The following is a 22,700-nucleotide window of genomic DNA, read 5'->3' as shown; positions in this document are numbered from 1 at the left end:
CTCATCGGCTTAACGGTCACGACCTACGGCGAAGAACCGTTTACCTTCACCGAATTCGCGTATTTCGCCGAGATGGCGCGCGCCGCCTCCTCCGCCGCGCCCTCGCCCGTACCGGCGTCCGCGTAGCCGAAGTCCGCGGGGGTCTGCTCGCGGCCCGGGAAGCCGTCGTATCCGGCGTGGAGTCCGGCCTGGAAGCCCGCGACCTGTTCCGCGGCGGCGGCGTCCGGCAGGACCGGTGCCTCGGGGCCGCTCGCGTTCCCCGGCTGTCCCTCCGGGAGCGTGCCGGTGTCAGTCATGCGTACGTACCCCTCGCCCATCGTCCGTGCTCCTTCCAACCGCTCGTCCGGCACGCCCCGACGCGGCGAACCGTCCGCCCGAACCAAGAACGAGCGCATCCGCCGCGCGGCACGACCCACCCGGAGTGTTCGGATCGGCCGATACACCGCCAACCCGACAAACGTCAGCCCATCCCGGTGGGAACACCGCTCACTCACGGTTGTTTCGTCCCCATAGCGCCGCTTCCCGACTGCGGGCGCAGCGCGGCACAACGATCGGCCAGCCTACCTGCCCGGGGACGCTCCGGGTGCCGCGGGTGCCCGAGTTGTCACTGCCTGCGGCTTGCGGACAACAGAAATACGACAGTCCGCTCACTTTCGGCCCATGTGCTGGTATCGAGTTCGACCGATTGGAGCAGCGCGCATTCCACGCCGTACCCCGCCTCGGCGAGTTCCCGGCCGATCGCCTCGGCCTCGTCGCGGGTGCCGGCGTGGGCGACGATCCGCTCGGGGCGGCGCGACGCGCAGGCGGCGACGACGGGCACTCCCCCGGCCGCGATCCGCACCACGTCGGGCTCCGGCAGGTCCTCCAGGATCTGGGGCGCGGTGCCGTGCACGACCTGCAGTTGGACGCCGTAGCGGCGGGCGGCGGCGGTCGTACGGGCGCAGGCGTCAGCGTCCGCGTCGACGGCGAGGACGGCGGCGCCGAAGCGGGCGGCCTCGACGGAGGCGGCGCCGCTGCCGGAGCCGATGTCCCAGACGAGATCGCCCGTCCGGGGGCCGAGGCGGGCGAGTTGGGCGGCGCGCAGTTCGGCCGATTCCCGCGGTCCGGGGTCGGCGCCGTACTCGGCGCCGGGGCGGGCCCAGCCGCGCAGGGCCGGCGGGTAGCCGGGGTCGCGGCCGGCGATCCAGCCGGTCGCGGGGCCGCCGCCGGGCAGGGCGGGGCCGTTGCCGCCGAGGACGATGACGACGTTGGGGTCGCGCCAGGTGTGTTCGCCGGCCTTGTCGGAGGTGAGGACGGTGATCTGCTCGGTGGAGGTGCCCAGGGCCTCGCAGATGACGAAGGTCCGGTGCACGCCCCGCAGCAGCAGCGCGAGTTCGGCGGGGCCGGCGCCGGGCGAGGTGAGGACGGCGACCTTGGTGTACGCGCGGCAGACGTTCACGGCGCGGCGCAGGGTGCGGCTGTGGGCGACGACGACCTGCGCGTCGTCCCAGGGCATGCCGGCGCGGGCGAAGGCGGCGGCGACGGACGAGACGGCCGGGACGGCCTCGACCTCCAGGCCGTGTTCGGGCGCGTGGAGCTGGCGTACGACGCCGAAGAAGCCGGGGTCGCCGTCGGCGAGGACGACGGCGAAGCCGCGGTGGCGGGCGATGCGGCGGGCGGCGAGGTCGACGCTGCCCAGCCGGATGCGTTCGGCGTCGCGCGGGATCTCGGGGAGCGCGAGGTGGTGGGCGGCACCGGCCACGAGGGTGGCCGCGCCGAGGGCGGCACGGGCCGCGTCGGTGAGCGGTGTGCCGTCCCAGCCGATCACCGTGACCCGGTCGGCCATCTCGTGCGCCTCCTGGGGGTTCGCGGTGCGGGGGACGAGTGCGCGCTCACAGTACTTCAGCGAGCAGGGCTATTGGTACGGGCCAGCCGTCCCCGGCGGCTCAGTGCCAGTCGTCGGTGACGACGCCCTCGAGGTCCTCCGGGAGGAGGCTCCAGACCAGCAGGTCGGTGCGGATGTCCGTCCAGCCGCCGTCCTCGGTGCGCGAGCGCGCTATCCAGGCGTTGCGCAGGACTCCCTCGCTGATGAAGCCGGTCTTCTGCGCGACCTGCTGCGAGGCGGCGTTGTCGGCGGCCGTGCGCAGCTCGAGGCGTTCGAACTTCTGGCTGTCGAAGAGCCAGCGGGCGGCGGCCAGCACGGCCTCGGAGGCGTAGCCCTCGCCGCGGGCCCAGGGGGCGGTGGCGTAGGAGATCTCGGCGGCGAGGATCCGCCAGTCGGTGTGCTGCAGGTGGAGGATGCCGACGAGCCGCTGGGTGAGGAACTCGGAGACGGCGAAGACGATGCCGCGGCCCGAGGTGCGTTCGGCGGGCGCGATGCGGGTCACCCACGCGAGGGCGTCGTCGTCGGTGTAGGGGTGGGGTACGGAGGTCCAGGCGACGATGAGCTCGTCGTTCATCATTTCCCGGAGTGAGGCCATGTCGTCTTCGTCGAACGGTCGCAGCACGAGGCGGTCCGTGCTGAGGGAGATGTCCGGGAAGGTCGATGACATGCACTGCTCCGAGGCGGGGGGCGGGCCGGGGACCGGCTGACCTGCACAGCATGCAGCATGAACGGTCGCGCGTGCCATGCGCATTGCGGATGGTACGGGCACGGTGCGGGCCCCGTACACACTCGAAGGAGTGTACGGGGCCCGGGTGCGCGACGGGGTGCCGGGTTACTCGGCGGCGCCGAAGGCGGGGATCACCGAGCCCTGGTACTCGTCCTCGATGAACTTCTTCACCTCGTCGGAGTTGAGGAGCTTGACCAGCTTCTGTACGCGCGGGTCGTCCTCGTTGCCGGCCTTCACGGCGAGGATGTTGGCGTACGGGTTGCCGTCGGCCTTCTCGGTCGCGAGGGCGTCCTCGGCGGGCGTGAGGCCGGCCTCGAGGGCGTAGTTGCCGTTGATGACGGCGGCGTCGACCTCGTCCAGGGCGCGGGGCAGGGTGGCGGCCTCGAGCTCCTTGAACTTCAGGCCCTTGGCGTCGGTGATGTCGGCCTGGGTGGCGTCGGTGCCGGCGCCGTCCTTCAGCTCGATGAGGCCGTTCTCGGCGAGCAGGAGCAGGGCGCGGCCGCCGTTGGTGGTGTCGTTGGGGATGGCGACCGTGGCACCGCTCCTGATCTTGGAGAGGTCGTCGACGCCCTTGGCGTAGACGCCCAGCGGCTCGAGGTGGACGGTGGCGACCGGGACGATGTCGGTGCCCTGCTTCTTGTTGAAGTCGTCCAGGTAGGGCTGGTGCTGGAAGAAGTTGGCGTCGACCTGGCCGTCCTGGGTGGCGGTGTTCGGCAGGACGTAGTCCGTGAACTCCTTGACCTCGAGCTTCAGCCCGGCGTCCGCGGCGAGGTGGTCCTTCACGAAGGTGAGGATCTCGGCGTGCGGGACGGGCGTGGCGGCGACGGTCAGCGGCTCGGTCGCGTCGGCCTTCGCGCCGGCGGCAGCCGGTTCGGAGTCGCTGCCGCAGGCGGCGAGGCCGAGGGTGAGGGCGGCGGCGGAGACGAGGGTGGCGGTGATCTTCAGGGTGTGACGCACGACGAGTGCCTCTTTCTTGCTTGTCCCCCGAGGGGGTGGTGGTTCGGCCCGACAAAGAGTTCGGGCGCGCTTGGTGCGGGAGGAACGTTCAGGTGGTGCGGGCGCGGCCGCGGCGGGCGAGGCCGCGTACGGCCAGGTCGCCGATCAGCTGGAGCGCGGTGACCAGGACGATCAGCAGGGCGACGGTGACGAGCATCAGGCCGGTCTCGAAGCGCTGGTAGCCGTAGGTCACGGCGAGGTTGCCCAGGCCCCCGCCGCCGACGGTGCCGGCCATCGCGGAGTAGCCGACGAGGGCGATGACGGTGGTGGTGAGGCCGGCGACCAGGGAGGGCAGGGACTGCGGGAGCAGTACCTTGCGTACGACGGTCCAGGTGGAGCCGCCCATCGCCTGGACGGCCTCGGTCAGGCCGTGGTCGACCTCGCGGACGGAGGTCTCGACGAGCCGGGCGTAGAAGGGGATGGCGCCGACGGACAGCGGCACGATCATCGCCTCGGCGCCGATGTAGGTGCCGAGGACCGCCTTGGTGAAGGGGATCAGGGCGATCAGCAGGATGATGAACGGCAGCGAGCGGCCGACGTTCACGACGGCGCCGACGGCCTTGTTGACGACGGTGTTGCGCAGCAGCCCGCCGCGGTCGGTGAGGACCAGCAGGACGCCGAGCGGTACGCCGCCGAGGACGGCGAAGAGCGTGGACCAGGCGACCATCCGCAGGGTCTCGCCGGTGGCGGTCTCCAGCAGGGGCTTCATGATGTCCCAGGTCATCGGACGGCCTCCACGACCGGTGCGGCCTGCTCTTCGCCGGCCACCTCCACCTGGAGTCCGCGTTCGCGCAGGAAGCCGATGGGCACCACGTTCTCCTCGAAGCGTCCGGGCAGTTCGATGCGCATCCGGCCGACCTGCTTGCCGGCGACGGTGTCCATGGCGGCGCCGAGGATGGAGACGTCGACGTTGTACGTACGGGCCAGCTGGGAGATCACCGGCTGCGCGGCGGTCTCGCCGAGGAAGGTGACGTCCACGACCGTGCTGTCCGGGGTGGAGGCGTCGCCGCCGACGGGGAAGAGTTCGCGGGCGAGTTCGGAGCCGGGGGTGGCGAGCAGTTCGGCGACGGTGCCGGACTCGGTGACGCGCCCGCCCTTCATCAGGGCGGCGGAGTCGCAGACGGCCTTGACGACGTCCATCTCGTGGGTGATCAGCAGCACGGTCAGGCCGAGCCGGCGGTTGAGGTCGCGCAGCAGGGCCAGGATCGAGCGGGTGGTCTCGGGGTCGAGGGCGGAGGTGGCCTCGTCGGAGAGCAGCACCTTCGGGTCGCCGGCCAGGGCGCGGGCGATGCCGACGCGCTGCTTCTGGCCGCCGGAAAGCTGGGCGGGGTAGGCGTTCGCCTTGTCGGCGAGGCCGACGAGGTCGAGGAGGTCGAGGGCCTTGCGGGTGCGTTCGCGGCCGGCGAGGCCCAGGATCTCCAGCGGCAGTTCGACGTTGGCCCGGACGGTGCGGGAGGTCAGCAGGTTGAAGTGCTGGAAGACCATGCCGATACGGGTGCGGGCGCGGCGCAGGTCGCGGCCGGCGAGGCGGGTGATGTCCTGCCCGTCGACGGTGACGGTGCCGGACGTGGGGCGCTCGAGGAGGTTGACGCAGCGGATGAGCGTGGACTTCCCGGCGCCGCTGCGGCCCACGACGCCGTAGACCTCGCCCTCGCGGACGCGCAGGTCGACGCCGTCCAGGGCGGTGACCTCGCGGCCACGGGAGCGGTAGACCTTTCTCAGGTCCGTGGTGGTGATCACAAGACTTCCGTCACTGTTGAACGCGCGGCGCGGCACGGCACCGTACGTGGGGCGGTTTCTCCTGGTCTGATGTCCGGGCGCGGCGCGATGGGCGCCGTTCGGCTCCGGGCCGCGGCGCGCTGCCGCGGTCTCGCTTCGGGGGCGCGAGGCTCAGTCGGGGGCCCTCAGCGGTGACACATTCGACACATGCGGCGAGCACCGGGCGTCTTCGTCGCCTCGGTCGCAGGGGTGCGGCTGCTCGTCGTGGTCATGGGAGTCAGTAAAACACGCGTTCGGCACGGGTCCACCGCCTGTCCGGAATGCGGACAGCGTGGTCCGGGTGCCCGGCTCAGGTGGTCGTGATCCCCGCTCTCCCGTGCGCTGCCTGCGCCGATACGGCCGGCAGGTCCGCCACGGGGACGTCCGCGGAGAGCTCCGCGGCGGGGTGCGCTGTGGCCAAGGCCACGGTCCGCGTGCCCGGAGGCCGCTCCGGCGGGCGCGTCCTCGTACACCCCGCAGCGGCCCTGACGAAGGTGTCCGCGCGGGGGTCGATAAACTCCGGGCATGTTCGACGCCCTGACGATCGCCGTGGCCGTGGCCGCGCTCGGTCTCGCCGCCTGGTGCGCGTACGCCGCGTTCCGCGACCAGCCGACCAAGGACTGGCATCTCATCGGCATGGCGCTGGTGGGCGTCGCCGCCCTGGTCCAGCTCGTCGTCGGCATCGTGCGCCTCGCGCAGGGCGACGACCCGCACGACAGCGCGACCGTGTTCGTCTCGTACCTGGTGGGCGCGGCGTTCACCCTGCCGGCCGCGGCGTTCCTGTCGCTGACCGAGCGCTCCCGCTGGGGTTCGGCGACGGCCGCGGCGGGCGGCGTGGTACTCGCCGTGCTCCAGGTACGGCTCTACGACATCTGGAACGGGACCAGTGGCTGACACCGAACGCCCCGGACGCGACCGCCGGCTCACCTCCGGCCCGGGCCGGCTGATCGTCACCCTGTACGGCGTGGTGACGGTCGGCGCGATCTCCCGGTCCGCGGTGCAGCTGTCCACGAACTACTCCGAGGCGCCACTGGCGTACACCCTGTCGGCGGTCGCCGGCCTGGTGTACGCCGTGATCCTCGTGGCGCTGGTGCGGGGCAGCGAGGGCGCGCGCCGGCTGGCCCTGGTGTGCTGTACGGCCGAGCTGCTCGGCGTACTGGCGGTGGGCACCTGGACGCTGGCCGACGCGGACCGCTTCCCCGATCAGACGGTGTGGTCGGACTACGGGATGGGCTATCTGTTCATCCCGCTGCTGCTGCCCGTCACAGGGCTGCTGTGGCTGAGGAGGTCCGGGCGGGAGATCCGTCCCGGTTCTTCTCCAGCGTGACGATGCTCAGCCGGGTGCTGACCCGCTCGGTGCCCACCGGGGCGTAGCCGAGCTTGCGGTAGAGCTGGAGGTTGGACTCGCTGCGGTGGCCGGTGAAGAGCTGGTACCGCTCGGCCGCGTCGTCCTCGGACAGCCGCTGTTCTATGCCGGCCAGCAGCCGGGCGCCCAGCCCGTGGCCCTGCATCCGGGGGTGGACGATCAGCTTGGCGATCCTGGCCGTACCGGAGGCGTCGACGCTGCCGCGGACGGAGCCGACGACCTCGCTGCCCAGCCGGGCCACCAGACCGGGGCCCCGGACCAGCTCGGCCCGGAGTTCCTCGAGGGTCTGGGTGAGCGGTTCGATGCCGTAGTCGTCGTAGAGAGCCGCCTCCGACTGGTAGCAGAGGTACTGGAGTTTGAGGATCTGCTCCGCGTCCGCGGCGACCGCCGCAGTGATCGTCACGCTCATGCCCATGCGCGCTTACGCCCCTTCCGAACCGCCGCCGCCCCAGGGTGAGGCCGTGCCCGTGTGCCGCCGTGTCGTGTGCTGCGGACTACCGCGTCTTTCCCCGGTGTTCACCGGGCCCAACCGTCCGCTGTGAGCATTTTGCGCGGCCGGTGGCGGGAGGGATACCGGGGCGGAGCGTTTTCCACTGTGAGATACATGACGTCACCGTGCGTCATGGGCCCAGGCCGCGACGGCCGTGTCGTCCGCCCAGCCGGCGAGCAGCCGGCGCAGCCGCGCGGCGCAGCGCGAGCGGCGCGGGCCGAGGCTGCCCTGGGGGACGCGCAGCCGGCGGGCGATCTCGGGGTACGTGAGGTCCTCCGGGGAGAGCAGCGCCTCGGCGAGCGCCCGGTACGGCGGCGGCAGGGCGCGGACGGCGCGGTGGGCCTCGGCGGCGAGGAGCCCGCGGACGGGGTCGTCGGGGGTCCGGCCGGCCGCGGCGTGGGTGTCGTCGCGGTACGGCACCTCGGCGCGGCGGCGCCGGCGGGCGGCGCGGACCTCGGCGCGGGCGCCGGCCCGTACCCAGGCGGCGGGGTCCGCGGGCGGATCGCCGGCGCGCTCCAGCAGCCGGAGGCAGAGGGCCTGTTCGACGTCCTCGGGGTCGGCGGGCGTCCCGTACGCCTCGGCCGCGGCCTCGGCGGCGATGACGGGCCGCAGGGTGATCAGGAGGGTGTCCATGCGGCAGGGGACGGGGCGGGGCGGGCGGCGGTTTCGGGGGGCGGGGCGGTTCACCCGGGAGGGGACGCCTTACGGCGTCCCCTCCCGGCGGTTGTCACGCGCCGCGGAAGTCGGCCGCCGCGAGGAGGGCCTGGTCGGCGTTGTCCGAGAAGATCCCGTCGATGCCCGTCTCGAAGCAGCGCTTCAGGAACCCGAACGTGTCCCCGTACGCGTTCGGGTCGGTGCCGGTCCGGTACTCCGTCGGGAGGAAGGTGTTCTCCGCCCGGTGCGTGTACGGGTGCAGGATCAGCCCCGCCCGGTGCGCGTCGCGCACCAGGGTCGTCTCCGGGAGGAGCCGGCCCTCCGCGTCCCGGGGCAGGATCAGGTCCAGCGTCGGGCCGAGGCCCTTGGCGTACGACGCGATCTCATGCAGGCCCGCGGGCGTGACGAGGTCGGCGACGGTGCGCGGGTCGCCCGCCTCGACGAAGTCCCACGGGGTGGACGTGGCGCCGGACAGCAGGACGACGCCGGGGGCGTCGACCAGCCGGGCGAGGCGCTCGATCGAGCTGGGCTCGAAGGACTGCAGGAAGTTCGGCGCGCGGCTCCCGGCCCGCCCGTACGTGCGCAGCAGCGCCGCCAGTCGCTCCTCGAGGCCGAGGTCGAGGTGGCGGAAGTACGACGGGTGCTTGGTCTCGATGTAGAGCCACACCGGCCGGCCGTCCTGCTCCTCGAGCGTCCCGGCCCAGCGCAGCACCTCCTCGAGGGTGGGCACGGCCCAGCGGCCGTCGAAGACGGTGTTGCGCTGGCGGTTGGCCGGGATGCGCTCCTTGGCCCGCAGGGTGCGCAGCTCGGCGAGGGTGAAGTCCTCGGTGAACCAGCCCGTGATCGCCACGCCGTCGACCGTCTTGGTGGTGCGGCGGCCGGCGAATTCCGGCCGCCCGGACACGTCGGTCGTGCCGCCGATCTCGTTCTCGTGGCGGCAGACCAGATGCCCGTCCTTCGTGGGCACCAGGTCCTGCTCGATGATGTGCGCGCCCATGTCGTAGGCCAGCTGGTACGAGCCGAGGGTGTGCTCCGGCCGGTAGCCGCTGGTGCCGCGGTGGCCGATCACGGTCGGCACCGGCAGCTTCCCGCCGCGGGCCGGTCCCCTGCCCTGCGCGGCGGCCGGGCCGGCGCCGGTGCCGAGCGTCACACCCGCGGCGCCCAGGGCGGCCGCCCCCAGCACGGCCCTTCTGCCGATCGGACCCTGTTCGTGGCTGGATGTCTGGGTCATTCCGCACTCCCGTCGCCGGTGTCTGGAACCTGCCAAGTCGCCAGTGATGCTAGGGCGATGGGAGTGACGGCCGGGAGACGGCGCGCAAAACGCGCGGCGAAAACGAGTCAACGTGGGGTAACCGGCCTGTGAACCCGATGTGCGCCGGTGCGGGCCGCGCGAGTATGGTCCGAGCTGCGTGCCGTTCGGGTGCGCACACCCCACTCGTGAATCGGAGGGCCCGTTGCTTCGTATCCTGATCAAGGCGTTTCTCGGACTGCTCATGCGCGTCCTGTTCCGCCCACAGGTCGAGGGCGCGGAGCACCTGCCGGCGGACGGACCCGTGATCCTCGCCGGCAACCATCTCACGTTCATCGACTCGATGTTCCTGTCCCTCCTGCTGAAGCGTCAGGTGCACTTCATCGGCAAGGACGAGTACGTCACGGGCAAGGGCGTCAAGGGCCGGCTGATGGCCTGGTTCTTCAGCAACATCGGCGGCATGATCCCCGTCGACCGCGACGGCGGCCGCGGCGGGGTGGCGGCGCTGATGACCGGAAAGCGGGTGCTCGAGGAGGGCAAGGCCTTCGGCATCTACCCGGAGGGCACGCGCTCGCCCGACGGCCGGCTGTACCGGGGCCGCACGGGGGTGGCGCGGCTGACGATGATGACCGGGGCGCCGGTGGTGCCGTTCGCCATGGTCGGCACCGACCGGATCCAGCCGACCGGCGCGGGCATGCCGCGGATCGCGCGCTTCACCGCGCGGTTCGGCCGGCCGCTGGACTTCTCCAAGTACGAGGGCATGGACCGCGACCGCTATGTGCTGCGGTCGGTCGCCGACGAGGTCATGAGCGAGATCATGCGGCTCTCGGGCCAGGAGTACGTGGACATCTACGCCTCGAAGGTCAAGGAAGCCGCGTAGCTTCCCCTCAGTGCCAGGGCAGGCCCGCCCGGTGCCGCCAGTACGGCTCCGGCTGCTCCACCAGCTCCGTCAGCCGGTCGAACTGCCCGTCGTCGAGGTCCACCGCGGCGGCGGCCAGATTCGTGTGCAGCTGGGCGACGCTTGCCGCGCCGGAGAGCACGACGTCCGCCCAGGGCCGGCGCAGCACGAACGCGAGCGCCACGGCGTCCGGCTCCGCGCCGCACTCCCCCGCGATCGCCGTGAGCGCCGCCGGCGCGGCGGGTCCGGCGAGCCGGCCGTTGGCCAGGGCCTCCTTGACGATCACCGCGAGCCCGGCGTCGTGCGCCTCGGCCAGGGCCTCCCCGGCGGACGGCTCCAGGACGTTGTACGTGCACTGGACCGTACGGAAGAGGGGGCGGCCGTCGACCTCGACGGCCAGCGCCCGGCGGATCGTGTCGGCCTGGGCGGGTCCGCTGGTGGAGAACCCGATCGTCATGCCGTCGGCGGCCAGCCGCCCCAGCGCGGCGTGCACGCCGGTGTCGGTGAGGGCCGGGCTGTCCGGGGTCAGGGAGTGGATCTGGTAGAGGTCCAGCCGGGGGCCCAGCAGTTCTGAGCTCTCGGCCCACTGGCGGGCGAGGGCGGCCGCGCCGTGGTCCTTGACCTCGTGCGTCTCGGCGTCGACGGCCCAGTCGGCAACGTAGGTGTAGCCCCATTTGCTGCCGACGACGACGTCCTGCACCTCGGGCCGGGCGGTGAGCCATTCGGCGAGGAACTCCTCGCCGCGGCCGTACGAGCGGGCGGTGTCGAAGTAGCGCACGCCCTGGAAGTACGCGGCGTCCAGCAGCTCGTGCGTCCGCTGCCTCAGCTGCTCCACGGTCCGCTGTCCGGGCAGGTCACGGTCGAGGTCGAGGTAGCCGGGCCGGCCCACCGCGGCCAGTCCGAAGCCGATGTGCGCGGCGGGGGTCGTGACACGGTCGAGTCGGGAGAAGGGCATCGCTGTCTCCGGCGCGTGGGGGGCTGCGGCCCGGGGGCGTCCGGCGCTCCGGCGCCCCCGGCAGGTCAACCACCGTACTCCCGGGTGTCCCCCGCGCCGCCGAGCCAGGCCGTACGGCACAGCCGGCGGGCGGCCTCCTCCGAGTACAGCGCGGCGCCGAGCCAGGCCCGGGCGAACTGTCCGCCGTCCGCGGGGAGCAGCCGGCCGAAGTGGTCGCGCCCCCGGTCGGCGGCGGCGCCGCGCAGCCCCGCGAGGAGCTCGGCGGCGGTGACCAGGCCGGCGCGGCGCAGCGCCCGGGTGTCGTCCGCGCCGCCGGGCAGGGCGAGGGCGCGCCGTCCGGCGGAGACCGCCTGCTCGGTGCGGCGGCGCAGCACATGCACGGGGGCCGCGGGCGCGGCGGGCGGCTGGAGCGGGAGGTGTACGTCGGGGGGTGGAGGGACGTCGGTGCGCTGGAGGCGGTCCAGGCCCAGGTCGTGGCGGGCGGCGGGGGCGTCTTCGCGCCCGCCTTCGCGCCCGCCTTCGCGCCCGTCTTCGCGCCGGACGGCCAGGAGCTGGGCGCGGGGGTGGTCGGCGCGGACGAGGCGGGCGATGATGCGCAGGGCCGTGCCGGGGGCGGTGGCCAGCAGCTTGAGGTTGTCCCGGTAGGCGAGGCCGGGGTGCTCGTGCGCGGCGGTGAGGCGCAGGGGGACGCCGGCGCAGTCGGCGAGGAGGCTGTCGCCGCCCGTCTCACGGACGGCGCCGGTCAGGGTCACGTCGAGGAACAGCAGGCCGGGGCCGTCCGGGGCGGCCAGCGCGCGGTCGACCTGCTCGGCGGGCGGGACGGTCCAGAGCCGGTCGAGGGGGGCCTCGGTCCAGTCCGCGCCGGCCGCTCGTACGGCCTGGACGCCCTTGCCCGCGCCGAGCCTGCCGTCGGCGGAGACCGTCGCGCCGGACACCGCGAGGCCCGCCCGGGACAGCTCGCGGTGGGTGAGGGCGGTGTCGCCCATACGGATCGCCCGGCCGGCGGCGCCGGTCGCGCGGGCCAGGGTGCCGGGGGCGACGTCCGGAACGCTGTACAGCCGGCCGTCGGCGTCGGCGGTCCAGGTCACGGCGCCGGCGTGGCCCGTACTGGCGAGCACCGGCTCGGTGAACAGGCCGTACAGGCGCAGCGATCCGCCGGGGGTGTAGGCGCGGCGCGCGGTGCCGCGGTGGTCGCGGGCGGTGGGGTCGCGGCGCAGCAGATGCGCGGCGGTAAGCAGCTCGCGGAGGGCGTCGGTGAGGTCGGCGAGGCGGTGGTCGGGGTCGGCGGCGCGGGCGGCGCGCAGTTGGTTCACGATGCGCACGGCCGCGGCGGCCGGGCCGGGGAGGGCGGCGAGGCGGGCGGTGTGGGCGGCGCGCAGGAGCTCGGCCTGGAGGACGGCGCCGGCGCCGTCGACTCCCGCCTCGAGGACGGCGGCGCCGGCGGACCAGAGGGCGTCGACGGCGGCGGGGTCGGGGACTTCGACGGACGCCGGTTCCGCGGCCGGTGCCGCTGTCGCGTCTTCGGCCTCCCCCGGCGGCTCCTCCTCCTCCGCGACCGGGGCCGCCCCCGCGATCGCCGCGCGGTGCACGCAGCCCGGGGCGAGCAGGCAGCTACACCGGATCGCCTCGGCGGCGGTCACCCGGCCGCCGGGCGCGCGCAGCTCCAGCACCGTCGACTCGTCGAGCTCGATCCGTACGAGGTCCCCCTCCGTACGCAGCGGGCGCGCGAGCAGCTTGGCCGCGGCGGCGTCGAGCCGTTTGCGCAGCCGGGGGGAGAGCGCCTCGACGAGCTCGGCGGTGACGTGGGGCGGTACGGCGGGCAGTGTCACTGGACCTTCTCCCCCACCCAGCGGGCGAGTTCGAGCGGGCTGAGGGCGGCCACGGGCATTCCCGCGCCGACGACCTGCCCGGCGACGCCCACGGAGTAGCGCGGGCGGCCGGCGTCGTCGAGGCCGGCGCAGCCGAGCAGATGGCAGCCGGCGCCGGCCAGCTCGCGGACCTCGTGGAGCAGTCCGCCCACCGGATAGCCCTCCTCGAAGTCGCTGACCACGACGACGAGGGTGCGCGAGGGGGCGGTGACGAGGGTGCGGGCGTGGCGCAGCGCGCCGGCGATGTGCGTACCGCCGCCCACCCGTATCTCCAGCAGCAGGGAGAGCGGGTCGGCGACCTGGTCGGTGAGGTCCACGACCTCGGTGGAGAAGGCCAGGAAGTGGGTGGACAGGGCGGGCACCCCGGCGAGGATCGACGTGGTGAGGGCGGCCCAGATGGTGGAGGGCTCCATCGAGCCCGACACGTCCGTGACGATGATCAGCCGCCAGTCCGCCGATTTGCGGGCCCTGCTGCGGAACACCGGCCGCTCCGGGATCACCCGCACCGTGCCGTCCTCGGTGCGGCGGGCGGTGGCGAGATTCGCCCGCAGGGTGCGGGCGAGGTCGAGTCCGCCGCCGGGGCGGCTCGTGGGGCGCGGGGTGGCGAGCCCGGTGAGGGCCGGGCGGATGCGGGTGGCGAGCTGCCGGGTGAGCTCCTCGACCAGCCGGCGCACCAGGGGGCGCAGGGCGGCGAGCCGGGCCTCGGGGAGGCCGCCGGCGTGCCGCAGCACCGTCCGCAGCAGCTCGACGGAGGGGCGGGCGCTGTCGGCGTCGAGGGCGAACACGGCGTCCTGGCGTCCGCCCGCCGCCGCGGCGGCCAGCACCTCCTCGCGGATGCCGGGGCCGAAGAGGGCGGAGAGTTCCTCGGCCCATTCCCGCACGCCGGGGTAGGCGGGCTCGCGGCCTCCGCCGCGGCCGGCGCGGTCGAGGTCGCCGCGGGCCCCCTCGCCCCGGCCGGTGCCGTAGAGCTCGTCGAGCGCGGTGGCCAGGGCGGCGGAGCGCGGCGGCAGGTCCCGGGAGCGGCGGCCGAGGAGCAGCCGCCAGCGCTCGGCGGGGGTGATGACGTGGGCTTCGTCCGGCGCGTGCAGCGGGGAGGGTTCTTCCTCGGCCGCCGCCGGGCCCGGCAACAGGTCGTCGTCCGGCGGAGGCAGGGGCACCTCGTCGGCCGCCGCCGGCCGCGGCAGCAGGTCCCAGGTCCCGAGCGTCTCCCGTACGGCCAGGTCGACGGACGTCCACAGGGCGAGGGCGACGGGGTCGGTGTCGCCGTCGGGCAGCTGCGGGACGATGCCGCCGAGCCGCTCCTCCACGGTGTCCAGCAGCCGGTCGCGGGCGGCGGGGCTCAGGGTGTCGAAGCCGCCGCGCAGGGCGGGGAGGCGGTCGAGGAACGCCCGGTCGGCCAGGGCGCCGACGCGGTCCAGCAGCGGGTGCAGGGCGGCGGGCGCGGTCTCCAGCAGGGAGCCGGCGGCGGTCAGCAGTCCGGTGAGCCGGGCGGCCAGCTCCTCCCGGCCGTGCTGTCCGGTGGCCGCGTCGGTCCAGGAGGCGACGCGGGCGCCGAACTGGGCGGCGGGGTCGAGTCCGAGGAGCACCCGGACGGCTCCGGCGGCGCCGCGGATCAGGGGGGAGCCGTCGGCGGCCAGGCGGGCGAGCGCGTCGGTGAGGCGGATGCCGCCGAAGGCGTCGGCGCGGTGGGCCAGCTCGAGCAGGGCGCGGGCGTCGTCGGGGTCGTCGGAGCCGGTGAGCCCGTCGAGGCGGCGGACGGCGGCCTGGGTGAGGGCGTCGGCGCAGGGGCCCAGGGCGGGGTCCGGGCCGGTGTCGGCGAGGCCGGCGATGTGTCCGTCGGCGAGGCGGTCCGTGAGGGCGAGTCCGGCGAGCAGCTCGGGGAGGGTCGCCGTGGCGCGCAGGACGGTCTCCGCCTCGCGCAGTGCCTCGGCGGCCAGGGCCGGGAGCCCGCAGGCGGCGGAGGCGGCGAGGAGGTCGAGGGCCTGGGCGGCGGTGGGGCCCCCGGCCTCGTGCGCGGTGCGGCGGCGTTCGCGCAGGACGCCCTCGGCGGCCTGGGCCGTGGTGACGCCGCGGGCTCCGGCCGCCGTCAGGACCGCGGCGGTGGCGGGGGTCCAGCGCACCGTCCAGCGCGTGGTCAGGGCGTCGGCGCCGCCGGCGGCGGTGACGGTCTGCTCGTCGGCGTACGGGACGCCGCAGACCGTGAGCCGGCGCAGCAGCACCTCGCGTCTGCGGTCGAGGTCCGTCCGCAGGGGGTCCAGGCGCAGCTGCCGCTCCACGCCGGGCGTCCCCGGTCCGGGCAGGCCCAGCGCCGCCACCTCCGCCTCGACGCCGGGGGCGAGCCCGCTGCGCGGCGCCGCCGGGGCGGGGCGGCCGTGCCGGTCACCGACCAGCACGCGCTCCAGGGCGCGGGCGACGGCGCGCCCCCGCCCGAGGGGTTCGCCCTGGGCCAGGACCGTCTGCACGGCCTCGACCAGCTCGCCGCGGCCGGCCGCGGGGAGTCCGCGCAGCCGGGCCAGATCGCCGGCGAGGCGGGTGATCTCGCGGGCGTCGGCCGGTCCGCCGGGCTGGTCCTGGGCCCGCAGCTCGGCGCAGATCCGCACCGCGCTGCGCAGCAGGGCCTCGTCCAGCGCGGCGGGCCGGCCGCCGGCGTCCAGCACGAGGTGCTGCCACTCGGGGTCGCGGATCCCGGCGGGGTAGCCGGACCGCTCGTCGAGCAGGGCGTAGGTGTACGGGATGAGGGACACCGTCCAGTCCCCGGATCCGGTGGTCTCCGACGACGGCTCCGGCTCCCGACCGCCGTCGACCGGCGTGGGCAGCCCCGGCTCCGCCTCAGGTCCCCCGTCGGCCGGCGCGGGCGCATCCTCCCGCAGACCGGTGCCGCCCGCGAGCGCGGGTGCGTCCTCCTCCAGACCGCCCCGACCCGCGAGCGCGGGTGCGTCCTCCCGAAGCCCGCCCCCGCCCGCGAGCGCGGGTGCGTCCTCCCCCAGACCGCCCCCGCCCGCGAGCGCCGGAACGTCCTCCGCCGCCCCGCCCCCCGCGAGCGCCGGCGCGTGGAACGCCCCCACGACCACCGCCACCCGCCGCCCCCCGCTCCCGGCCTCCCGCAGCCGTCCCCGCATCCACGCCTCACGGGCGAGGTCCACCGGGTCGACCCCGGCGCCGTCCTCCGCGTCACGCCGCAGCGCCCACCCCGTGAGCAGCGCCGCCCGCCGCAGCGCCGCCGGTGGCGAGCCGGGCGCCGGTGCCTCGACGAGCCGGTCCCAGAGGTCGTCGCCCGGGCGGCCGGTGAGCCTGGCCCGCAGCGCGTCCTGCAGCCCGGGCCGTCCGGCCGGAGCGGGGCGCCGGTCCCCGGCCCGGTCGGCCAGGGGGAGGTCGCACGCCTCGACGGGGATCCCGTGCCGGGCGGCCCACCGTACAGCGGCGAGCTCCGGGGAGAAGTCGGCGAACGGGTAGAACGCGGGCCCGCGTTCCCGGTCCCCGTCGGGCACCGCGGCGAGCGCCACGGGGGCGACGGTGTCCTCGTGCGCCAGCCACGGCACCCAGTCCTGCAGCTCGGCGGGCAGCTCGACGAGCAGGACGTCGGGGCGGGCCTCCTCGAGCAGGGCCGGCATGGCGGCGGCCAGCGAGGGCGCGTGGTGCCGTACCCCGATCAGGAAGGGTCCGGCGGGGTCGGTCATGGCCGCCAGGGCCGCGTCCGCGTGCTCCACGATTCCCTCAGCCCTCCAGCGCCGGGCGCAGGTCCCACAGGGTGCGCCAGGTCCGCGACCCCTCCTCGGCGCGCCGCCGCACGGCACCGTCCCAGTAGCCCATGAGCCGGGCGGCGTCCTGCGGGTCGTCCTTGCGCACCACGCCGGTGAGATGGCCGGGCAGCAGCCCCAGGATGTCCCGGTCGCCGGGGAAGTAGGCGGCGGCGAGCCCGAGCGCGGTGGCGACGGACACCGCCTCGGCGGTGCTCATGACCGTGGACGGCCGCTCGACCTCCCAGCCCTCGGCGGAGCGCCCGGACCTGAGGTCCCGGAAGGCCGTCACCAGCGCCTCGAGCACCGCGTCGTCGACGGCGAACGCCGCACCCGAGCGCTCGACCGCGGCCCTGGACTGGCGGCGTACGAGGTCGAGTTCGGCGTCCAGGTCGCCGATCGGGCCCACGGTCTCGAAGTTGAAGCGCCGTTTGAGGGCGGCGGACATCTCGGAGACGCCCTTGTCGCGGAGGTTGGCGGTGGCGATCACGTTGAACCCGGGCGCCGCGTGGGCCTGGGCGCCGGGGGTGCCCGCCAGCTCGGGGACGGCGATGCGGCGTTCGGAGAGCAAGGAGATCAGGGCGTCCTGGACCTCGGGCAGACAGCGCGTGACCTCCTCCACCCGGGCGATGGCGCCGGTGGTCATGGCGCTGAGCACCGGGGAGGGAACGAGGGCCTGCGGGCTGGGGCCCTGGGCCAGCAGCAGGGCGTAGTTCCAGCCGTACTTGAGCTGGTCCTCGGTGGTGCCCGCGGTGCCCTGGACGGTGAGCGCGCTGGTGCCGCTCACGGCGGCGGCGAGCAGCTCGGAGAGCATGGACTTGGCGGTCCCGGGCTCGCCGACGAGGAGCAGCCCGCGCTCCCCGGCGAGGGTGACCACGCAGCGCTCCACGAGCGCGCGGTCGCCGACGAACTTCCGTACGATCTCCAGCCGTCGCCCGTCGGGCAGGGCCAGGGCGCCGTCGCTGCCGGTGATGAACGTGACGGCAGCGCGCGGGGTGAGCCGCCAGCCGGGCGGACGGGGTCCTGTGTCGTGGTCGGCCAGGAACTCCAGCTCGGCGGCGTACAGCTCCTCGGGCGGGACGATCTGGCGTGGGGGCGAGACGGTGTCGGTCATCGGCGGCGGCCCTTCCGGGTGGCACGGGTGGTGAGTTCCTCGAAGGCGGGGACGTCCCCGTCGCGAACGCGCTGCCACGCCGTCTCGAACAGGTCGGACACCGGAACCGCCGGGATCACGCGGGCGTCGTCGGCCGGCAGATGGCCGCGCTTCCACGTCTCCAGGGGCAGGGCGGGTGCCTTCAGCGCCTCCCAGCCGCCGGGCAGGAACAGGCTCCGTCCGGCGCGCGAGCGCTTGGCCCCGACGACGAGGTCCGTCGCGGCGAGTTCGGCGCGGGCCTTCTTCAGCCGCGCGGGCTTCCACCCGGTCCACCGGGCGCAGTTGCGGTCGGTGGGGTCGGGCAGCGCGAGGAGCTGGAGATAGACGACCGCGGCGTCGTCGCTCAGGCCGTGCTCCTTGGCGGCCTCGGCCACCAGGCCCGGCACGCTGAGCCCCGGGTCGTGGGCGTAGCCGTCGGGGACGGCGGTGGCCACGGCGCGCTCCAGTCCGTCGCCGAGGACCGTCCGCAGCGCGTCCAGCGGCGTGGTGCCCGAGCCGCCGGCCAGCCCCTCGAGCAGGCCCAGGGCCGGGTCGTCGGGCCCGGTCAGGGCAGCGGGCCGGAGCAGGGTGGTCTCGTGCTCCCGGTACAGGGGCGCGAGGACGAACGCCTCGCCCACCGGGGTCAGTCCGTCCTTCCCCGCGCCGCCGGCCTCGGGCAGCCCGTGCACCTTGCGCAGCTCGGTGGCGACGGTGCCGCCGCCCGTGGCGCTCCACGCCAGATTGAAGTCCAGCAGCAGTCCGGGGTCGCGCAGCCGCCGGCGCAGGGCGTCCAGGGCGCCGGGCAGCGGGGCGCGCAGGGGATGGCCGCCGGGCAGCTCGTACGCGAGGAGGGCGAGCGACCGGACGGCGGACACGAAGACGTAGCTCGCGGGGATCGCCGACGAGTCGCCGGCGCGTATCCGGCCTTCCTCGTCGACCCACTGGGTGGTGGTCCGGCTGAGCCACGGGGTGCGGTCCGGGTTGAGCACCGCCTCCGCCGCTGCGGGCGAGGCGATGCCGTTGAAGGAGATCTCCAGGTCCTCGGGCAGGCGCACGAGTCCGCCGAACCACCGCGTCCACGCGGCGACGGCTGCCGTCGTGTCCGGTCCCTCGGTCCACAGGGAGGCCGGGTCTTCGGGCAGCAGGGCGCCGAGTACGGCGGACCTCCCCTCGACGTCGAGGGCGCCGAGCCGGTCGTGGCCGTGGTCGAGGTGGGTGCTCCTGAGGCCGGTGAGGTCCGCCAGGACCGACGGCGGGGTGTGTCCGGTCCCGAGGATGCCCGCGATCAGCAGCGCGGACTGCGCGGGGCCCGACCCGGGGGCGCCCGCGAGGGCGTCGACGGCCTCCGGCCGCCAGGGCGCGGGTCCGTGCTCGCGGATGCAGCGGGTCGCCGTGCGCAGCCGGTCGGCCGGGCAGGTCCCCAGGAGGCGGTCCTCGAGGGTGGTGAAGTGCGCGACCGGGCCGAACGTGCCGCTCGGGTCGAGGTCGAGGGCGAGCCAGTCGGTCTCCTTCTTCTGCGTGTTGGTCCGCAGGGCGGCGAGCAGCACCACGATCCGGTCGCCGTGCCGCATCACCTGCCCGGTGCGCTCGCGCCGGTGGTCGCCTTCGCGCAGGACCGTCCGGCGCAGCGTGCCGCCGCGTTCGGTGAGTCCGCTGTCGGCGAGCTCGTCGAGGAGGAGGAGCAGCCCGGTCCGTTCGTCGGCGGCGAGGGCGTGCCTCGCCGCGCAGTAGGCGAACAGCGGCAGCCGGTCGAGGACCTTGGGCCAGTCGGTGGCGCCCCGGGGGATCGTCAGCGGGTCGGAGGTCCAGCCGCCGGGCAGGGTGCCCAGTTCGCCGGCGGCGGGCAGGGGCTTGCCGGCGGCCGGCTCGCCGGTGAAGACGCGGCCGACGGAACGGATCTGGCGCAGCACGCTCCAGGACTGATCGCTCCAGGCGCCGCCCAGGCCGACGCCGAGCACGTTCTGACAGGCGGTCAGCACGGTCCGGTCGTCGCCGTTCTCGGGCCGGTGGTCCGCGAACATGTCGTCGTCCGCGGGACGGGCCTTCGCTTCAGGCTGCACCGGATCCGTGAAGTGAGCCATCCGGTGCCGGGTCTGGACCGCGGCGCCCACGACCGCGCCGACGCCGGTGCGCAGCGCGGGGTGGGTGACGGCGGGCAGCAGCCGTGCCACGACGGCGTCGACGGCGGCCCGTCTGTCCGGCCCGCGGTCCATCCCCTTCTCGGCCGGTCGCAGCGCCTGCGGCGGCAGCAGATGGACGATCGGCGCCAGCCGCGGGTGTCCGGCGGGGTCACCGGGCCGCTCGTGGAAGGCGGCCGCGACAGCCTCGATGTGCCCGAACAGCTCACCGGCCAGCTCGTCGCTGATGTCGCGCAGGGCAAGCGATCCCGCCTCGTCACGCGGCCGCAGCGCGTGCCAGTACGACAGGGGCGGAACGACCTCCCACCCCGCCGCGTACGTCTCACCGCGGTGGCCGTACATCGCGTGGCCCAGGGCGCCTTCGCCGGCGGCGGCACCGTCGCGGTGGAGGCTGACCCGGCCCCGGTCGGTGCCCAGGACCACGGCGGCCCCGCCGGGCAGGCGCAGGGCGCCGACGGGGACGGTGTCGCCGTCGGGGGCCATGGTGACGGTCGTGCCGTCGGGGGTGCCGGCGGTGAGGAGGTCGCCGTCCTGGCGCACCCAGTGGCCGAGGACAGTGCCGTCCGTGCCGAGCGGTGATCCCTCCATACCCGGCCGGAGGGGCAGCAGCTGGCAGTCGGCGTGCCGCAGGCTGCTTCCGTCGCGGACGGCGCCGGCGAGGAACGGGGGCAGCGAGGCGCGGCCGACGGCGCCGGTGGCCGGCTCGTACTCCAGCCAGCTGTCGGCGGTGGTGGTCTCCCGCAGCCGCCAGTACGCCTGTCCGTCGGCGATGACGCGGTGCTGCTTGGGCAGGGCGGTGTCGCCGGCGTGCAGCGGGCGGGAGCCGAAGGAGCGGGCGCCGTCGGGGAGCGGCAGGGAGACCAGCAGGCCCCGCCGGTCGAAGACGTAGCCCGGGTCACCGGTCATGTCGAAGATCTCGGCGGGTCGCGCGGACCAGTAGCCGCGGTGCTTCCCGTCCTCCCACCAGCGCACCAGGAGTTCGCCGCCGGCCCAGCGGAAGTCGGGCTGGCGGTAGTCGTTGACGGTGTCGGGCAGCCGCAGGTCGTGCTCCAGCAGAACGCCCTCGGGGCCGACCACGACGGCCTTGTGGCGGCGGGCCACGATCAGCGCGGGCCATGCCTCCTGCACGGTCTGCCAGTTGTTCTTCGCGTTGGGGTCGACGGGCCCGAGCAGCCCCAGGGCCTCGTCCAGGGCGGGCCAGCCCAGCTCGTCCATGATCCCGGCCCGCAGGGTGCGGGCGAGGACCCGGGTGACGTCGTGGCCGCGGACCCGGGCGACGGCGTCGGCGCTGACCTCGCCGGCGACCTCCCGGGCGAAGGAGATCTCGCCCAGCGCGGAGCCGATGCCGGGCAGTCCGGCCGCGCCGGTCAGGGCGTCGGCCCGCTCGGCGAGATAGTCGGCGAGCACCGTGCGCAGCACGGGGTGCGCCGCTGTGCGGTGCACGTGGCGGTTGCCGCTGCTGTTGTAGCGTCCGCCGTGGGCGACGGCCTGGCGCAGCAGCGGTACGAAGCGGGGGTCGGCGCCGACGGCCTCGAGCGACTGCCGCCCCTCGTCGTAGCCGCCCCACCAGTCGTCGAGGCTGAAGCGGCCGTCCTGGTCGGCGGCGGGCGGCGGCGCCAGGGCGATCCCCTCGGCCAGGCAGATGTCGGCCAGGTCCAGGTCGCAGCCGATCCGCCAGTACCGGCGCTGGAAGAGGTCCACCGGCCGGCCCTCGGCGCGCAGCCGCGGCGCCATCCGGCGCACCAGCGCGTAGGTGGCGGGCGAGCGGCGCGATCCGCTCCAGCCGCTCTGCAGATGCATCGCCCAGCGGTGCAGCCAGGCGCCGGCGTCGGTCGCCGGATCCGGCTCGGGGGCCGTGAGCAGGGCGGCGGCGCCGGTCTCCGCGAGGATGTCCAGCCAGCCCTCCTCGGTGCGCCCGGCGTCGCTGTTGCCGGTGGGCACGATCTCCAGCAGGCGGCGCCGTACGGCCGGCTCCCGCTCGGCGAGAACGACGAGCGTGGCGCGGTACGCCGTCCAGAACGAGCCCGGCGCCCGGCCGATCGACGGGGTCGCCAGCAGGGCGGCGAGCAGCGCGCACTCCTCGGTGACGCGGTCCAGGCCGGCCGCCTTGATCAGCCGGCGGGCGTCCTGCGGCAGCGCGGCGTAGGGCGGGAGGCCGGCGTTGCAGCGCTCCACGGTGAGCCTGCGGTACTGCTCCCAGGCGGCGGCCGGGGTGAGCCGGCGGGTGAGGTCCTGGACATGGCTCTTGAGCGCCTTGACAGTGAGCGCCCCGGCGAACGCGAACTCCAGGAACACCGCCCGCTGCCGGTCCTCGTCGACAGCGAGGCTGTGCACCCGCTCCGCCTCGCGCGCCTTGCCGAAGAAGGCGGCGGCGTAGGTGGTGTTCTCGTGCTGCAGGAAGCAGCGGCCGGCCTGCTCGTAGTACGTGGGCAGGAAGTGCGGCACGGACCGGCCGAGTCGCTCGCCGAGCTGGTCGAAGCCGTCCTTGGCGGCGCCGGCCCGGGACTTGGCCATGCGGCCGAGCCGCTCGATGTCCTTGACCAGCGCGAGCGCGTGATGCCCGTTCGCCGGGTCGTTGACCAGCGCCCAGGCCGGGAACCCCAGGGTCTCGCGGCGCACCTGGCCCAGTCCGGCCGTCACCGACTCCCGCGCGAGGCTGAGGAAGTCCAGCGCGAGGTCCTCCGCCTCGCCGAGGGTCTCTCCCACCAGCCGCACCACCGCGCGTCCCCCGAGAGCGGGATGGCGGTACGTCCGCGCGGTCAGCACGTCCGCGTCCTCGCCGGTGTGTGTACCGGCCGGCAGGACGGCGCCCGCCTCCAGCAGCTCTCCCGTGTCGGCCATCGTGTCCGCTCCCCCCGCTCGTTCCCC

At 75.1% G+C, this 22,700-nt stretch carries 16 protein-coding genes and 1 pseudogene; 4 read left to right on the top strand and 13 right to left on the bottom strand.

The features are described from left to right. A pseudogene (locus SRB5_RS21250) lies at nt 1-99 on the top strand (LacI family transcriptional regulator); the annotation flags it as partial. Nucleotides 100-604: 505 nt separating this feature from the next. Here the strand turns inward: SRB5_RS21250 and cbiE are convergent. The 5 genes from cbiE to SRB5_RS21225 form a co-directional block, all read right to left on the bottom strand. After that, on the bottom strand, nt 605-1,825 hold the full coding sequence (cbiE, locus tag SRB5_RS21245) for a precorrin-6y C5,15-methyltransferase (decarboxylating) subunit CbiE (RefSeq protein ID WP_153454350.1): 1,221 nt from the start codon (nt 1,823-1,825) through the stop codon (nt 605-607). A gap of 100 nt (nt 1,826-1,925) precedes the next feature. After that, complete coding sequence (locus tag SRB5_RS21240) at nt 1,926-2,531, bottom strand: GNAT family N-acetyltransferase (RefSeq protein WP_153454348.1); 606 nt, start codon at nt 2,529-2,531, stop codon at nt 1,926-1,928. A 165-nt stretch (nt 2,532-2,696) separates the two neighbouring features. Next, nucleotides 2,697-3,548 carry a MetQ/NlpA family ABC transporter substrate-binding protein gene (locus tag SRB5_RS21235; protein ID WP_323378243.1) on the bottom strand — a complete coding sequence of 284 codons (852 nt, stop codon included), beginning with the start codon at nt 3,546-3,548 and terminating at the stop codon, nt 2,697-2,699. Nucleotides 3,549-3,636: 88 nt separating this feature from the next. Continuing rightward, nucleotides 3,637-4,311, bottom strand: coding sequence for a methionine ABC transporter permease (locus tag SRB5_RS21230; protein WP_153454346.1), 675 nt, complete (start codon nt 4,309-4,311; stop codon nt 3,637-3,639). Further along, on the bottom strand, nt 4,308-5,327 hold the full coding sequence (locus tag SRB5_RS21225) for a methionine ABC transporter ATP-binding protein (RefSeq protein WP_323378242.1): 1,020 nt from the start codon (nt 5,325-5,327) through the stop codon (nt 4,308-4,310). Before SRB5_RS21225 ends, SRB5_RS21230 begins: the two co-directional genes overlap by 4 nt. Before the next feature lie 543 nt (nt 5,328-5,870). On the opposite strand from SRB5_RS21225, the gene SRB5_RS21220 reads away from it, so the two are divergent. Both SRB5_RS21220 and SRB5_RS21215 read left to right on the top strand, forming a co-directional pair. Next, complete coding sequence (locus tag SRB5_RS21220) at nt 5,871-6,239, top strand: hypothetical protein (RefSeq protein WP_153454344.1); 369 nt, start codon at nt 5,871-5,873, stop codon at nt 6,237-6,239. Further along, nucleotides 6,232-6,672, top strand: coding sequence for a hypothetical protein (locus tag SRB5_RS21215; protein ID WP_323378241.1), 441 nt, complete (start codon nt 6,232-6,234; stop codon nt 6,670-6,672). The genes SRB5_RS21220 and SRB5_RS21215 overlap by 8 nt, the downstream gene beginning before the upstream one ends. Here SRB5_RS21215 and SRB5_RS21210 read toward each other — a convergent pair. From SRB5_RS21210 to SRB5_RS21200, 3 genes are all read right to left on the bottom strand, one after another. After that, nucleotides 6,608-7,126, bottom strand: a complete 519-nt coding sequence (locus SRB5_RS21210) for a GNAT family N-acetyltransferase (RefSeq protein WP_153454342.1) — start codon at nt 7,124-7,126, stop codon at nt 6,608-6,610. The genes SRB5_RS21215 and SRB5_RS21210 overlap by 65 nt on opposite strands. 195 nt (nt 7,127-7,321) lie before the next feature. Continuing rightward, the gene (locus SRB5_RS21205) at nt 7,322-7,834 is read right to left on the bottom strand and encodes an RNA polymerase sigma factor (protein WP_153454340.1); all 513 of its coding nucleotides are present in this window, start codon (nt 7,832-7,834) and stop codon (nt 7,322-7,324) included. 94 nt (nt 7,835-7,928) lie between these two features. Then, nucleotides 7,929-9,086, bottom strand: a complete 1,158-nt coding sequence (locus SRB5_RS21200; protein ID WP_153454338.1) for a glycerophosphodiester phosphodiesterase — start codon at nt 9,084-9,086, stop codon at nt 7,929-7,931. Nucleotides 9,087-9,309: 223 nt separating this feature from the next. Here SRB5_RS21200 and SRB5_RS21195 point away from each other — a divergent pair, with 223 nt between their 5' ends. Further along, nucleotides 9,310-9,984: a lysophospholipid acyltransferase family protein gene (locus tag SRB5_RS21195; RefSeq protein WP_153454336.1), complete on the top strand. Its 675-nt coding sequence runs from the start codon at nt 9,310-9,312 to the stop codon at nt 9,982-9,984. 7 nt (nt 9,985-9,991) lie between these two features. Here SRB5_RS21195 and SRB5_RS21190 read toward each other — a convergent pair whose 3' ends face one another. The 5 genes from SRB5_RS21190 to SRB5_RS21170 all read right to left on the bottom strand — a co-directional run bounded on the left by SRB5_RS21190 (nt 9,992) and on the right by SRB5_RS21170 (nt 22,673). After that, entirely contained in the window at nt 9,992-10,957 is a 966-nt protein-coding gene (locus SRB5_RS21190) for an aldo/keto reductase (protein WP_153454334.1), read from the bottom strand. Nucleotides 10,958-11,022: 65 nt separating this feature from the next. After that, the gene (locus tag SRB5_RS21185; protein ID WP_323378240.1) at nt 11,023-12,786 is read right to left on the bottom strand and encodes a hypothetical protein; all 1,764 of its coding nucleotides are present in this window, start codon (nt 12,784-12,786) and stop codon (nt 11,023-11,025) included. Further along, on the bottom strand, nt 12,783-16,502 hold the full coding sequence (locus SRB5_RS21180; RefSeq protein WP_153454398.1) for a DUF5682 family protein: 3,720 nt from the start codon (nt 16,500-16,502) through the stop codon (nt 12,783-12,785). The genes SRB5_RS21185 and SRB5_RS21180 overlap by 4 nt, the downstream gene beginning before the upstream one ends. A gap of 37 nt (nt 16,503-16,539) precedes the next feature. Next, nucleotides 16,540-17,676, bottom strand: a complete 1,137-nt coding sequence (locus SRB5_RS21175; protein WP_153454332.1) for an ATP-binding protein — start codon at nt 17,674-17,676, stop codon at nt 16,540-16,542. Further along, on the bottom strand, nt 17,673-22,673 hold the full coding sequence (locus tag SRB5_RS21170; RefSeq protein WP_153454330.1) for a hypothetical protein: 5,001 nt from the start codon (nt 22,671-22,673) through the stop codon (nt 17,673-17,675). Before SRB5_RS21170 ends, SRB5_RS21175 begins: the two co-directional genes overlap by 4 nt. Nucleotides 22,674-22,700: the final 27 nt, after the last annotated feature.

The organism is Streptomyces smaragdinus (assembly GCF_009604385.1).
Classification (GTDB): Bacteria; Actinomycetota; Actinomycetes; order Streptomycetales; family Streptomycetaceae; genus Streptomyces; species Streptomyces smaragdinus.
Note: the sequence above shows the minus strand (reverse complement) of the source record. Positions and strands in the feature narration are given on the sequence as shown.

What these genes read in the sequence shown, in the direction of transcription:
- cbiE (WP_153454350.1), bottom strand. Translation starts at nt 1,825, where the DNA reads ATGGCCGACCGGGTCACGGTGATCGGCTGGGACGGCACACCGCTCACC.
- SRB5_RS21240 (WP_153454348.1), bottom strand. Translation starts at nt 2,531, where the DNA reads ATGTCATCGACCTTCCCGGACATCTCCCTCAGCACGGACCGCCTCGTG.
- SRB5_RS21230 (WP_153454346.1), bottom strand. Translation starts at nt 4,311, where the DNA reads ATGACCTGGGACATCATGAAGCCCCTGCTGGAGACCGCCACCGGCGAG.
- SRB5_RS21220 (WP_153454344.1), top strand. Translation starts at nt 5,871, where the DNA reads ATGTTCGACGCCCTGACGATCGCCGTGGCCGTGGCCGCGCTCGGTCTC.
- SRB5_RS21210 (WP_153454342.1), bottom strand. Translation starts at nt 7,126, where the DNA reads ATGGGCATGAGCGTGACGATCACTGCGGCGGTCGCCGCGGACGCGGAG.
- SRB5_RS21205 (WP_153454340.1), bottom strand. Translation starts at nt 7,834, where the DNA reads ATGGACACCCTCCTGATCACCCTGCGGCCCGTCATCGCCGCCGAGGCC.
- SRB5_RS21200 (WP_153454338.1), bottom strand. Translation starts at nt 9,086, where the DNA reads ATGACCCAGACATCCAGCCACGAACAGGGTCCGATCGGCAGAAGGGCC.
- SRB5_RS21190 (WP_153454334.1), bottom strand. Translation starts at nt 10,957, where the DNA reads ATGCCCTTCTCCCGACTCGACCGTGTCACGACCCCCGCCGCGCACATC.
- SRB5_RS21180 (WP_153454398.1), bottom strand. Translation starts at nt 16,502, where the DNA reads ATGACCGACCCCGCCGGACCCTTCCTGATCGGGGTACGGCACCACGCG.
- SRB5_RS21175 (WP_153454332.1), bottom strand. Translation starts at nt 17,676, where the DNA reads ATGACCGACACCGTCTCGCCCCCACGCCAGATCGTCCCGCCCGAGGAG.
- SRB5_RS21170 (WP_153454330.1), bottom strand. Translation starts at nt 22,673, where the DNA reads ATGGCCGACACGGGAGAGCTGCTGGAGGCGGGCGCCGTCCTGCCGGCC.